At 44.8% G+C, this 13,212-nt stretch carries 9 protein-coding genes; 4 read left to right on the top strand and 5 right to left on the bottom strand.

Annotated elements, in window-relative coordinates; translation table 11 throughout:
* Positions 1-5: 5 nt before the first annotated feature.
* Positions 6-800 carry a FadR/GntR family transcriptional regulator gene (locus BLT41_RS01030; protein WP_092157392.1) on the bottom strand — a complete coding sequence of 265 codons (795 nt, stop codon included), beginning with the start codon at positions 798-800 and terminating at the stop codon, positions 6-8.
* A gap of 442 nt (positions 801-1,242) precedes the next feature.
* Between BLT41_RS01030 and BLT41_RS01025 the strand changes: the two genes are divergently transcribed.
* Positions 1,243-3,855, top strand: coding sequence for an FG-GAP repeat protein (locus BLT41_RS01025; RefSeq protein ID WP_092157390.1), 2,613 nt, complete (start codon positions 1,243-1,245; stop codon positions 3,853-3,855).
* Positions 3,856-3,910: 55 nt separating this feature from the next.
* On the opposite strand, the gene BLT41_RS01020 is transcribed toward BLT41_RS01025, so the two are convergent.
* From BLT41_RS01020 to nagB, 3 genes are all read right to left on the bottom strand, one after another.
* Positions 3,911-5,884 carry a 7TM diverse intracellular signaling domain-containing protein gene (locus BLT41_RS01020; protein WP_092157388.1) on the bottom strand — a complete coding sequence of 658 codons (1,974 nt, stop codon included), beginning with the start codon at positions 5,882-5,884 and terminating at the stop codon, positions 3,911-3,913.
* Positions 5,885-5,974: 90 nt separating this feature from the next.
* Complete coding sequence (gene nagA, locus BLT41_RS01015; RefSeq protein WP_092157386.1) at positions 5,975-7,111, bottom strand: N-acetylglucosamine-6-phosphate deacetylase; 1,137 nt, start codon at positions 7,109-7,111, stop codon at positions 5,975-5,977.
* Between the two features lie 8 nt (positions 7,112-7,119).
* A complete protein-coding gene (nagB, locus tag BLT41_RS01010) occupies positions 7,120-7,917 on the bottom strand; it encodes a glucosamine-6-phosphate deaminase (protein ID WP_092157384.1) in 798 nt (265 codons plus the stop codon).
* Positions 7,918-8,175: 258 nt separating this feature from the next.
* On the opposite strand from nagB, the gene nagE reads away from it, so the two are divergent.
* From nagE to ptsP, 3 genes are read left to right on the top strand one after another with little or no spacing between them, the layout of a single operon-like run.
* Entirely contained in the window at positions 8,176-10,035 is a 1,860-nt protein-coding gene (nagE, locus tag BLT41_RS01005) for an N-acetylglucosamine-specific PTS transporter subunit IIBC (protein WP_092157382.1), read from the top strand.
* Positions 10,036-10,046: 11 nt separating this feature from the next.
* Complete coding sequence (locus tag BLT41_RS01000) at positions 10,047-10,304, top strand: HPr family phosphocarrier protein (protein ID WP_092157380.1); 258 nt, start codon at positions 10,047-10,049, stop codon at positions 10,302-10,304.
* Positions 10,305-10,348: 44 nt separating this feature from the next.
* On the top strand, positions 10,349-12,061 hold the full coding sequence (ptsP, locus tag BLT41_RS00995; RefSeq protein ID WP_092157378.1) for a phosphoenolpyruvate--protein phosphotransferase: 1,713 nt from the start codon (positions 10,349-10,351) through the stop codon (positions 12,059-12,061).
* 109 nt (positions 12,062-12,170) lie between these two features.
* Here the strand turns inward: ptsP and BLT41_RS00990 are convergent, their stop codons facing one another.
* Positions 12,171-13,190: a molybdopterin-binding protein gene (locus BLT41_RS00990; RefSeq protein WP_092157377.1), complete on the bottom strand. Its 1,020-nt coding sequence runs from the start codon at positions 13,188-13,190 to the stop codon at positions 12,171-12,173.
* Positions 13,191-13,212 lie beyond the last annotated feature (22 nt).

The following is a 13,212-nucleotide window of genomic DNA, read 5'->3' as shown; positions in this document are numbered from 1 at the left end:
CGTAGTTAACTCCTTTCTTCTTCGGTATTTTCATCGAGAAACGGTGCATTCTTTGAGGCTGCATCGCCATTCATTTCTTCGACACACTGACGCAGCAGCGCATAGTGCAGGCCGATGAAGGATAGAGCTTTCATCGGTTCTCCTTCGGCAACAGCACGGGCTGTCTCTCTCCAGTTGGTCGCAGCCTTGTCACGATAGGAAGCGTTCTCATACAAAGTGAAATCGTGTGAACTGAGTCCCATTTGCAACGCACGCATCACCCATTCAAAAAGATCGTTTCCAGCCATGCAGGCCAGCATTATATTCAGCTTACGGTCTAGTTCCGCAGTGGCTTCCAGATCTGGTTCAGGTTCGCGTAGTATAGCTTCAAAGCGCAGAGCTTCTTTGAGCAGTTCCTCTTTTTCTTCAGCGGTGGAGCGGGCAATTGCCAGAGTGGTAATTGTGCGGTCCATGCTTTCACGAAATTCAATGAGCGTTTCAGGGGACACCTGATTCTGTTTCAGAAAAAGTGCCAGTGATTCAGAAATATTTGATACTTCCAGATGTTTGACATACGCGCCGCCTTTGACGCCCTTGCGGACCTCAAGAAGCCCTTTCTGTTTGAGAATTTTGACAGCCTCACGGATGACGCCTCGGCCAGTTCCGAACTGGGTTTGCATTTCCCGTTCACTGGGCAGCCGCTCGCCCGGTTTAAGTCTTCCATCAAAGATGGCGGCTTCAATCTGTAAAACAACTTCTTCACTTATCCGGCCAATGGACACAGGAATAAAAAGTTGTTTAATAGATTTTTCTTCACTCATTGGTCGTACCTTTATGTTCTTTTTGAGGCTGTTTAAGTCGTTTTTAACCGAAAAATTATATTATTCTTCGCTAATGGTCGTACCATTGATAGGTGTGATTTTGCTTTTATGTCAACTTATTTTTTCAGGAAAAGGTTGAGCAGGTAGGCAGATTCCGGGGCAAAATGTTTTTGTTGTGCTTAATATCTAAAGATTTAGCTCTTCTTTGTCTTTTTTTAAAAGACTAATTAAATTGAAGGCATATCCGTATTTTCACGTGAATTCACGTGAAAAGTTTTTGACAAGTAAGTTGTTCAAAGTGATGAATTATACTGAGTTTTTATATAAAATGTCTGCGCACGCGCAAAGAGCGTCGTTCATGTAAAACAAAAAGATCAGCCGCAATTCTTTTTTCAAAATACACTTTGACCATTCTTACTCTGTTTAAGACAGGAGCATAAAATTGAAGAAAACAACTTTCGTCATCTTTCTTTTGGGCTTATTTGTGTTTCCAAATATCTGTATGGCGGCATTGCCCTTTCAATCAATCGCTCCTGTAGAGTCCTCTTTAAAATCCGGCTGGGAAAAAGTACCGCAGGATGCCGCTTCTAAAATACAAATCCATTTGAAACAGGAGATGTGTCGTTTTGAACAACAGACTGATGACTCTCTGTCGTCATCTATTATAGATGGTGGTTTAAGTCTGAATGTAAGTACATATGACACCCGCTTTAAAAGTGGCAACAGCTGGTTTTCTCTGTCGCTTCATTCAGTAGGACGGGCCGGAGTGATGTTAAATTCCGCCGAACCGACACTTAATCCTGACGGCACAAAATTGAGTCTTATCAGAAAAGGTATGACTGAGTGGTATGTTAATCATGGAGCCAGTCTTGAGCATGGCATGGTTTTAAATGATAAACCGAAAGGCTTAGGTTTGCTAAATATTGCTTTCATTACATCAGGTAATCTGACTCCGAAGCAAGATGGGCATGATATTGTTTTTATCGGTGAAGATTCCATGCGCTATGCAGGGATTAAGGCTTGGGATGTTGCGGGAAAAGATCTTATTTGTTCAATGTCTGTTGCTGATGGAAAATTGATTTGGGCTGTTGACGATTCAGATGCCGCCTACCCCGTAACTATCGATCCAACGGTTACTTATGTTAAAAAAGTAACGGCAATAAGCGCCGGAGCTGGAGAACCACAAGAAGATGCATTTTTTGGGCATGAGGTGGACATCTCTGGGAATATTATTGCTATCAGTGCTTACGGCAAAACAGTCGGTACGACTATTGAAGCTGGAGCGGTGTATCTTTTTTCTAAAAACCAAGGCGGAGATAATAATTGGGGTTTTATAAAAAAAATTACCGCAGCTGACGCTGGCGGAGACATAGAGCTGCAATCAGGCATGAAGTTTGGCGAGCGCATTGCTCTTTCCGGTGATACTCTTGTGGTAGCGTGCCCCGTAAAAAATATAGGTACAAATTACGAGTCCGGAGCAGTTTATGTCTTTAGCAAGGATCAAGGACATGCTGATGAATGGGGGTTTTCTCAAAGAATCACTAATGGCGCAATTTTTAACGGCCATTTTGGCAACAGTGTTGCTGTGTGCGGAGATGTTCTTGTCATAGGGCGTAAGAGTCAAACGGTAGGAGGTCAGGTATATGCTGGAATTGCTTACATATATATCCCTAATCCCGGGGTTCCAAACACTTGGCAATTGCTCAAGTTTATAACAGCGCAGACAGAAGCCGGAACTCCTGACTATAGAAGGGGTGCGAGTTTTTCTAAGAGTCTTGCTGTTTCCGAAAATGCAATTATTGTGAGTGCCGACAATGCTGAGTACGGACTCTCTGTGGCTGGAGCTGTTTATATCTATTCAAAAGATGCAGGTAGTCCCAATAATTGGGGTATAGTTAAAAAGATTATCGCACGAAAAGATAATGGAGATGTGGATGTTCAATCGTGGTCAAGCTATGGTGAATCATTAGATATTTCAGGAGATCTGGCTATAGTCGGCTCTCCAGACTATCAGATAGGTGCAAAAAGATTAGCCGGAGTGGCTTACATTTATTCCAAGGATAAAGACGGCGCAGATGAATGGGGAATTGTTAAGAAGTTAGTAGCACAAAAGGATAATGGTGATGAGTATATTTTTAAGGATGCAGAGTTTGGTAAAAAAGTATCAATTTCTGGTGATTTAGCAATTGTGTCTTCAAATTTCGGAGCATACCTTTATTCTAAAAGTCAGGCTGATGTGGGCGTTTGGGGAATTGTTAAAAAAATAGGAGAGAGTGAAACCGAGCCTTCTTCTGCACTTTATTCAAATGTAGCCATTTGCGGTGATGATTACGTTATTGGTTCCAGTGGAAAGACTGAGTTGACTCTGGCAAATGCTGGAGCCGCATATATATTTAAAACTCCCAACGTAATGAAACCTTCCGGTTGCGCTGACAAAACAGTTACTCCAACTGAAGTTCAACCCACGGGAACATCTGTTCTAATGAATTCAGTAGCCAAGAGAGTAAAGACCACTAAAGAAATTAAGGATGAACATCAGACCCCGGCCATGGGCAGTATGCTCGGAGCTAATGTTTACGAATTTACTGCAACAGTTACAGCCAATAAGATCGCCTATTTTTGTTTTAACAGCTCAAGCCTTGGTGAGCGCGCGGCTGGAGAAGTAAGTCTGTTTAAATTATTTCCAGACAAGCCGTCTAAAAGTTTCACCTACAGTTCGGGCAAGAATCCCGATAGTGAAGGGTATTTCTGGATTACTGACGAAGGGAACAGCGGACAATATATTGACCCCAAAACTATTCTGGTGGGAGCACGTACCTACACCGTCAACTATGCTGTTAAAGATAACGGAGAATACGATTTAAACAGTGCACTAGGCATAATTACCGACCCGGTTGTACCCGGAACAGTCGGGGGTGCGAGTAGTAGCAGTAGTGGAAGCAGTGGCAGTAGTTCCGGATGTGTGCTGAACCCGCAGGCGGGTTTTTCTATGGAACTGGTCGGGCTGTTTATCGTTGCCCTTATAGGGCTATGTCTGCGCCGCAAAACGGCTTAAATATCACTAAAAAAATATCTATTCCAAAGATGTCATGGTCATATTTTATATTTGATCATGACATCTTTTTTAACCGCGCAAGAGCTTTTTGTAACTCTGAGGATGAATCCTCCGAAAGCTGACTATTGGCAAGAACAAACTCAACTGTCGCATAAACATTCTTCCACCTTGGACGACTTGGAAGAGTCTCTTCACTTAAATACCTATCCAGAGTCTGAGTACGAGCGTAACCGTCTTTTTCCATGTAAACGTTCCATAAGCCTGATCGGAAGGCTAGGTCTGCTTTGCTAAATTTTGTTGCTGATTCCCAGTCTTTGAGAGTCTTTTTCATTATCCACACAGCAAATTGTCGCTTGTCGAGTGGTTTTTCTTCCGGGCGTAGCACCAGCGTATAGATAAGCTCATCTTCAACATCCAGCAGAGTTACAAGAGCAGAGGTGTTCAGGATGCTCCCGCCGGCAGTGGTTATTTGAAAATTATCCTGTTTGATGTTGCTCTCAGCCGTGGCATGCAGTTGTGGGATTTTTCGCATAAAATCCGTAACTGTTGCGCAGTCCGGTTTGCTAAGTATGCTTGTTAATTGCTGTCCCAGAAGATTTTCGGTGTGATAGCCCGTGAGGTTTGTAAAAGCGCGGTTACTGAAATTTATTTCGTATTTACGATTTACTGCCAATATTGCGTCATCAACTGAATCCAGCATTTTCGAAAGCCGTATCTGTATAAGTTTATGGCTTTGTTCGGTCTTTTTTTGCGCTTCCAATTCTCCGGAAATTTTTTCAACTCTGGATAAAGCCTCTGCAAAACGTACCGACATAAATATTGAATACGAAATGATGAAAATAAATGCTCCGTAAAGGCCGAATTCCGCTGAACTGATGATGTTAAGGTCAAAAAGAATTTCATCTAATTCAGAATATGCCAAAGCCACATAGCCGGGAGCTAAAAATATAACTCCTTTTTTACCCCGGAACAGGTCTACTAAGAATGTTGTGAAAAGATAGAGGTAAGCGGTTCTGCTGATGATGAAGTATGAAACAGCTACAGCAGAATAAGCAATTGGAGGTGCGACGAGAATATACATAATGTATAATCCTCCCAATGCGCTATATGTCCAATTGATAATTTTTCCATATTTTTTAGGAAAAAGTGAATGATAAAATATAAGCAGTAAAGGGATCGCAATACCAGGAGGTAAAAGACATGCTTTTATGTACCAACTCCAGTCCATTGTTATAAATTTGGTTACTAGAAAAGCGGATGGAGGATTGAAAATTGTTGTGATGCACCAGACAAGGCAAAAAAGGCCAAAGTATAAGTTTTCTTTGTTGGATCGTCTTACCAGAAAGATGATAAGATGGTAGAGCCCCATGATGAAAAGTACTCCGCTGAGAATGGCTCCAGAAATTCGGCGGTAACTAAGAACATCCTGAATTTGTTCGTTACTGCCGAGGAGTATGCAGGAATTGATCCCTCCCTCTTCATTGTGAAAGTTGGAAACCTCCAGAACAATATCAGCATATCCGTTTGCGGAGGGGAAAATCGGGGAGAGGAAGTGCTTGCGTGGAATTTCGGATTGTTTGTTTTTGCCAATAGTACCCGAGGAGGCAATTTCGTTCCCGTTTACCCAGACGCGGCACACAGAAAGTACGCCGGAAATATATAATGAATTTACTTCAAAATTGGGTTCAAACTTTACTTTCAGGCGATATGTTCCCTGTCCTTGTTTCGTCAGGGGAATACCTTGAGCTGTTTTTCCTTTCCAGATTGAGGGGAGGGGGAAGAAATCTTTTTTTTCGTTTAGTAATATTTTTTCAGGATTACGGGGGAGTGCGGCAGAGTGTTGATAAAATTCCCATTCGCCATCCAGCGGAGCCGGGCCTTGTGTGTTAAAGTCCCAGCCGGAAAGGTCAAGGTAGCCTTTTACAGCCTTAAAGTGGTTGTTGTCGGTTGTTTGAACACACCCGCTGAGCAGTAACAAAAATAAAAAAGCTGCTAATAAAAATAGACGGGTGAACTTCGTGTTGGGCATTTATTCCGACTGAGCTATGTTGTTGAAATCTGATCGGATTTGAACTGCTAGTAGTTGTTAATGAATTTGTTGCAAAATAATTCAATCTTGTCAAAGTTGTAGTTTTCCACCTTTCACTACCGAACGGACTTTAAGACTTTCATGGTCCAGAACAACCAGATCAGCGTGGTAGTTTGGGGCTATCATTCCATATTCCGAATCAATTCCGATAGCTCTGGCCGGGTATAACGAGGTCATTTTAAGTGTTTCGGCAAGCTCTATTCCTACGTGATTGACGCAGTTAAACACAGCTTTATCCATGGTCAGCATTGAGCCTCCGATGGTGCCGTCAGCGGCGGAACACTTGCCGTCTTTCACATAAACAGTCTGATTGCCCAGAACGAATTCTGTGATATCCGTTCCCACCGCTGAAGTTGCGTCAGTAATGCAAAAAAGTTTGTTTTGCAGAATATTTTTTGCCAGTTCTATGTTGTCCCAAGAGACATGCACACCGTCGGCGATAATTCCGGTCCATGGCTTTTCAAGGTATATCGCCCCTACGAGGCTTGGTTCCCGTCCCTGCAACGGTTCCATGCCGTTGAAAAGATGAGTAGCCATACTTATTCCGGCCTTGAACATTTTACGGGCTTGCGGGCAACTTGCGGCACTGTGTCCGGCGGAAACTCTTATTCCGGCATTTTCAAGCTGTTCAACATGTCTCAGTTCTACTTTTTCAGGAGCCATGGTGCATATTCTGGTCACTTCCGGGCCATATTTAGCAATAAGAGAAATCATTTTGTCGTTCGGTCGGCTGATCATTTCCGGATTGTGTATCCCTCTGCGTTTTTGGCTGAGATAGGGGCCTTCCAGATGCAAGCCGAGAACAGTTTCGCCATTCTTTTCCCGATATTTACGCACGATTTCTAGTGCTTTTACGATGTCTTTTTCCGGTCCGCTTACCAGAGTCGGCAGGAATGAAGTGCACCCCGTCGGCAGAATCGCTTCGGTCATAATGTCCAGAGTCTCCTCTGAAATGTCATCATTAAAAAAACGCCCGCCGCATCCGTTAAGTTGCAGATCAATGAAACCCGGTGCGAGTATGGCGTTATTCAGGTCAATGATCTCAGCCCGCGTCGGGATTGAATTTTTATTCACCACATTAAGGATGTGTTTGTTGTCAATTATGACTGCCGAGTCTTTCAGAATTTTCAGTCCGGTGAAAATAGTGCAGTTGGTAAGTGCGTACATGGCCTTGCCTATTTGGGGTCTAGCAGGTTTTCAGACTCAATCTGTTGAAAGTATCTGAGTGTTTTTACTTTGAGTTCCATGGTGGCTTCGTCGTCACAGACAATAATTCCCTTGCGGTGAAGCTGGAGGGCTGAAACGGTCCAAAGGTGGTTAACCCCGTTTTCAACTGCGTAATAGACAGCCAAAGCTTTGTTCAGGCCGGAAGCCAGAATGATGACTTCTTTTGAATCAAGTAGAGTTCCAATGCCCACGGTCAGGGCGTATCGCGGGACTTCTTCAATGTTGTTGTCGAAGAATCGTGAATTTGCCTGACGAGTTTCAATGGTCAGGGTCTTGATGCGTGTGCGTGATGAAAGAGAAGAGGCTGGTTCGTTGAAGGCGATGTGTCCGTCAGTGCCAACTCCGCCGACAAAAATTTGTATTCCTCCGCACGCTTTGATTTTTTCTTCATATTCTTCACATTCCGTATCCAGATCATCGGCTCCGCCGTTCAGCATATTGATATTGCTCGGTCGTATGTCCACGTGGTTGAAGAAGTTTTCAAACATATATCGCCGATAGCTCCGGCTGTGATTTTCGGGCAGTCCTACGTATTCATCCATATTGAAGGTGATGACGTTTTTGAAACTGATCTCGCCTCCGTTATGCAGGTTGATCAATTCCTTATACATACTCATGGGGGTTCCTCCGGTCGGCAGTCCGAGAACGAAGGGGTTATTTTTATGAGGATTAAATTTCTTTATTTTCCTTGCAATGTAACGAGCAGCCCACCAACCGGGGTTTTTCTGAACTGGAATCAGTCTCATACTTTTCTCCTTGCAACTTCAAAACCCATTTTCAGTTTGAGACTATTACTTATACTGTAAATTGTACAACCTAGCGGACTTATTTTAGTCATATTGAGCTATGCGTAAAGGTATAACTTCTTTTTTTTGTTGAACTATTTTTAATGTTGTGCTGTTTTTATGTAAGTAGCAATTCATATCATAGATTGTTTGGGGTGGCGGGGTCCATTTCTTTGAGGTTTGTGTCCGGTAAAAGTAAAAAAGGTCAGGAGAATAATTATGAGGATTTTGGAAGGATTGCAGAAGCTGGGCCGTTCATTGATGTTGCCCATCGCTGTTTTGCCGGTTGCAGCTTTGATGCTACGCCTTGGAGCGGGGGATCTGCTTGATATCCCATTTATTTTTAAAGCCGGAGATGCAATTTTTTCTAATCTGCCGCTGATTTTCGCAATCGGTGTTGCGGTGGGACTTTCCAAAGACAATGCCGGAGCAGCAGCTCTTGCCGGGGCGATAGGCTATCTTGTTTTTACTGCGGCGATAGGCAGTCTGAACAAAGATGTGAACATGGGGGTTCTGTCCGGTATAATTATGGGGCTGGTAGCCGGGACGCTGTATAACCGCTTTTATCAAATCAAACTTGTTGAATGGCTTGCTTTTTTTGGAGGCCGAAGGTTTGTGCCGATTGCCACCTCTGGTTGTGCTCTGATTCTGGCCTATTTTTTCAATTTTGCATGGCCGCCGTTTCAAGCCGGAATTGACGCTGTCGCTAACTGGGTTATCGGGTCCGGTCCTATCGGAACCTTTGTATACGGAACCCTGAACCGACTGTTAATTCCTACTGGATTGCATCATATCATGAACAATATCGTGTGGTTTCAGTTCGGAGATTTCACCAATGCCGCCGGTCAGGTTGTGCATGGTGACCTGCACAGATTCTTTGCAGGAGATCCCAGCGCAGGCGGATTTATGGCTGGATTTTTCCCGATAATGATGTTCGGTCTGCCCGCCATTGCCCTTGCAATGTACAAAACAGCCAGAACTGAACATCGGGCGCAAGTTGCAGGGATACTGTTTTCCGTTGCCTTCACTGCATTTCTCACCGGAGTTACGGAACCAATCGAATATATGTTTATGTTCATTGCTCCGGTTCTCTATGCTCTCCATGCAGTGTTGACCGGGGTTTCTCTTGCCTTGTGTACATTGTTCGACATCAAACTCGGGTTCGGGTTTTCAGCAGGTGCCATTGATTATGTGTTGAATTACGGGCTCGCCACGAATCCTTTGTTCGGGTTAGGGCTTGGAGTAATCTTTTTCTTTGTTTATTATTTCTTGTTTGTTTTCGCTATCAAGCTGTTCGATCTTAAGACTCCCGGTAGAGAAGACGACGCAAGCACTGCTCTTGTGGATCTTTCGGATAAGGAGACATTAACCCTTGCCCAGTCATGCATCAGGGAATTGGGTGGTCTTTCCAATGTTGTTTCCATTGATTCCTGTATTACCAGACTTCGCCTTGAAGTGAATGATCCTTCTATCATTAATGATGAAGGTTTAAAGCGTTGCGGAGCCAAAGGTATTGTCCGTGTCGGCAAGAAGGGCGTTCAGGTTATTCTCGGAACGCAGGCAGAGCTGGTGGCTATCGCCATGGGCGGCATGAAAAGAGAAGAAACCGAACTTCTGGAATCTCAAGCTTTTAAGATTTTTTCTCCTGTTGAAGGAGAGGTCATTCCTATTGAAGAGACTCCTGATCCTGTTTTTGCTGAAAAAATAGTGGGAGACGGTGTGTCGATCATTCCGAGCGGTGACACTATGTTTGCTCCGGCTGATGGAACAATAGAAAAGATCTACACGACCAATCATGCTTTCAGTATGCTCACCGATGACGGAATCGAGTTGTTTGTTCATTTTGGTTTAGATACCGTAGATCTCAAGGGAGAAGGATTTACCCGGGTGGCTGAACAAGGGGCAACCGTCAAAAAGGGCGATCCGGTTATCCGTTTTGATCTGGAGCTTCTTTCCGAAAAAGCTAAGTCTGTAATTACCCCTGTAGTCATAAGCAATATGGACGAGTTCGGGGAGATGACCAAGGTTAGCGGCAAGGTCGCTGTCGGCGATCCCATTCTGTTTATCAAGAAAAAATAGAGCGTAATATTATGTCTAATAAAACAATCACACTTCAGGCCGAAGATGGTTTGCATGTCAGACCTGCGGCAGAATTCGTCAAAATGGCCAAGGGTTTTGAATCTGATATTAAAGTGAGCGTGGCTGGTAAGTCTGCCAACGCCAAAAGTCTTTTTAAACTGCAATTGCTGGAGCTTGTTAAGGGCGCGAATGTGCTTATTGAAGCGGTGGGTAGTGATGAGCAGAACGCTGTTGAAACTCTTTCAGATTTTTTAGTGTCTTTGAAATAACCACCTAAAGCCATGATCTGAAATCAGGACGCGGAGGTATTGCAATGGTTAGTGGAATATCTGTATCGCCGGGAGTGGCTCTTGCTCAGGCATTTGTGCTGAGCAGTGAACCGGTCAGTTTTGATAGTTCTCCTGTCGCATTTGAATTTATTGAAAGAGAAATTGATAAGTTCAAGAATGCGGTAGTTGAATCCGTTAAACAGCTGACCTTGATCGAAGCTCATGTGCGTAAAAAAATGGGTGATGATAAGGCTGCAATATTTGAGGGCCACCTTATGCTGGTGGAGGATGAAGAATTATCCGAAGCAGTGATTGAAAAGATTCGTGAACAGCATTTTCCGGCTCCGGCGGCAGTAGAGGAAGTCATTAATGAACATGCTTCTGCCATGGAAGAACTGGAGGACGAGTATCTCAGAGCCCGTGGCGTGGATATGCGAGATTTAGGACAAAGGCTTGTGTCTAATTGTCTGGGTATTGTTCCGCAAAGTCTTGATACTTTTGACCGTGAGATCATTCTCGTGGCTGAGGAGCTTACTCCGTCACAGACTGCGGTGCTGGACAGTTCCAAGGTCAAAGGGATTATCACTGAACGTGGGAGCCGCACCTCGCATACTGCGATTATGGCGGGTTCTATGGAAATTCCGGCTATCGTCGGAGCTGAAGGGGCCACCACTGCAATCCAGAATGGTGATATGGTCGTGCTGGATGCTGAGCAGAATCGGATTATTGTAAATCCCACCCCGTCTCAGCTTGAGCTGGTTGAGTACTGGCGCGAGCAATATATACAGGAACGTACGTTGCTGGAAGAGTTGCGTGATCTGCCCGCCCAGACCAGTGACGGAGTAATGATTAAGCTGGTTGCTAATATCGGTTCGCCCGCAGATAGCGGGCCAGCCCTAAGCAAAGGGGCCGAGGGCGTAGGCTTATATAGGGTTGAGTTTCTATTCATGGAAACCAGCGAAGCCCCTGATGAAGAAATGCAATATCAGGCCTTCAAGTCTGTTGTTGACGACATGAAAGGTATGCCAGTGGTTATTCGCACGCTGGATGTGGGCGGAGACAAAGGCTTACCTTACTTGGCTCTTCCCAAAGAGGAGAACCCTTTCCTTGGCTGCCGTGGCATACGCTTATGTTTTGAGCGTCCTAGTCTGCTACTCAGTCAACTGAGAGCCTTGCTCCGCGCTGGAGTGCATGGTGATATCAGAATTCTCATCCCCATGATTTCATCTCTGGATGAAGTCCGCAGGTTTAAGAAATTTCTCGCCGAGGCCCAAAGTTCTTTGGAGAATGAAGGGATTGCCCACGCCAAGGAACTGCCATTAGGAGTGATGATCGAAACTCCGGCAGCGGTTTTTCTGGCACCGCACCTTATTCGTGAAACGGATTTTTTCAGTATCGGCACAAATGATCTGACTCAGTACACTCTGGCTGTGGACCGCCAGAATGAGCGCATAGCTGATCTTTTTGAACAACTTTCGCCAGCGGTTCTTCTTGGCATTAAGTATACTGTCGATGCCGCCCGCGAGGCAGGTAAACCGGTCTGCGTCTGCGGACAGATGGCTGGGGATGTTAATTCAGCTCTGCTTTTAGTGGGGTTGGGAGTGGAGGAACTCAGTATGAGTCCTGTGCATATTCCAAGGGTGAAAAACGCGATAAGAAAACACAGCCGCGTCAGACTCCGCGAAATTGCAAAAGAAGTGCTGGGACTGGCCACCGCCACTGAGGTCAAAATGAAATTGGAGAAATGTCTGGGCTGAGAATAATTTTGTTCAGATCATAGTGAAAAGTTTTTTAGTAAAAGCTCCAAAGGGAATTGTCACCTTTGGAGCTTTTGTTGTGATTGCAGTGGCAGTTATTTTAAAATCATTATTTCCCGAATCCGCAAACCGGATAACGGCATTCTTTACAACCTTCACAATATCCGCCGTGTCCAAGGGCTATGATGTCATCGCGGGACACTTCTTTTCCTGCCAGAATGCGGGGGATTATCAGGTCGAAGATGCTTGCTTTATAGTACATGACGCAACCGGGCAGCCCTACTACGGGGATGTCTCCGATTTTGGCGAGCATGAACATGGCACCGGGGAAGGTCGGAGCTCCGTAAGTTACAACTTCAGCTCCGGCGGCGCGGATGGATGACGGGGTCTGGTCATCTGGATCAACTGACATGCCTCCGGTGAGCACGATGAAATCAGCGCCCTGTTCAAGAAAGTCGTGGATAGCCTGTACTGTCATTTCTTGCTGATCGGAAACAAAGGTTTGTCCGATAATTGTGCTGCCGTACCCTTCAAATTTCTTGGTCACTACCGGGCCGAATTTATCTTTGATACGTCCGTTGAAGACTTCGCTTCCCGTTGTAATAACACCGACTTTACAGGTTTTGAGGGGGCGCACCTGAATCAGCGGAGAATTTGCACGTAATATTTGTTCTGCTTCAGCAATAATTTCTTCGGGCACGACTAGAGGAATAACCCGTGTTCCGGCAAGGCCTCGGCCTTTTTTTACCAACTGGTTGCTGTGTATGGTGCCGAAGATGACATCTTTTACAGAGTTCAGTTTGAACAGAGTGTCGGTGTCTATATCGATGAGTCCGTCATATGCGGCGGTGAGGTTGATTTTTCCTTCAGTGGGAAGGCTGAGTTCAATGCCCGGACCTGCGGCTGCTTTTGCTATGCGCAGAGCCGCGTCATCTTCATGCACATAACCGTCTTCGGGATCAAATACATAAAGGTGCTCCTTGCCGATATCCAGAAGGGTGGAAATGTCATCTTTACAGACGACATGACCTCTGCGGAAAGCCGGTCCTTTATTATCTCCGGGAACAATGCGGGTTATATCATGGCAGAGAACTGTGCCTATCGCATCCTGTACATTAATGGTTTTCATTTTTAACCTCTATATATTCGAA

It is taken from the genome of Maridesulfovibrio ferrireducens (genome assembly GCF_900101105.1).
In the GTDB taxonomy this organism is placed as follows: domain Bacteria; phylum Desulfobacterota; class Desulfovibrionia; order Desulfovibrionales; family Desulfovibrionaceae; genus Maridesulfovibrio; species Maridesulfovibrio ferrireducens.
The sequence above is the reverse complement of the archived record's forward strand: the minus strand, read 5'-3'. Positions and strand labels throughout refer to the sequence as shown.

Coding starts and splice junctions, on each gene's coding strand:
- BLT41_RS01030 (WP_092157392.1), bottom strand. CDS start 800: ATGAGTGAAGAAAAATCTATTAAACAACTTTTTATTCCTGTGTCCATT.
- BLT41_RS00990 (WP_092157377.1), bottom strand. CDS start 13,190: ATGAAAACCATTAATGTACAGGATGCGATAGGCACAGTTCTCTGCCAT.
- nagB (WP_092157384.1), bottom strand. CDS start 7,917: ATGAGACTGATTCCAGTTCAGAAAAACCCCGGTTGGTGGGCTGCTCGT.
- ptsP (WP_092157378.1), top strand. CDS start 10,349: ATGGTTAGTGGAATATCTGTATCGCCGGGAGTGGCTCTTGCTCAGGCA.
- nagA (WP_092157386.1), bottom strand. CDS start 7,111: ATGTACGCACTTACCAACTGCACTATTTTCACCGGACTGAAAATTCTG.
- BLT41_RS01020 (WP_092157388.1), bottom strand. CDS start 5,884: ATGCCCAACACGAAGTTCACCCGTCTATTTTTATTAGCAGCTTTTTTA.
- nagE (WP_092157382.1), top strand. CDS start 8,176: ATGAGGATTTTGGAAGGATTGCAGAAGCTGGGCCGTTCATTGATGTTG.
- BLT41_RS01000 (WP_092157380.1), top strand. CDS start 10,047: ATGTCTAATAAAACAATCACACTTCAGGCCGAAGATGGTTTGCATGTC.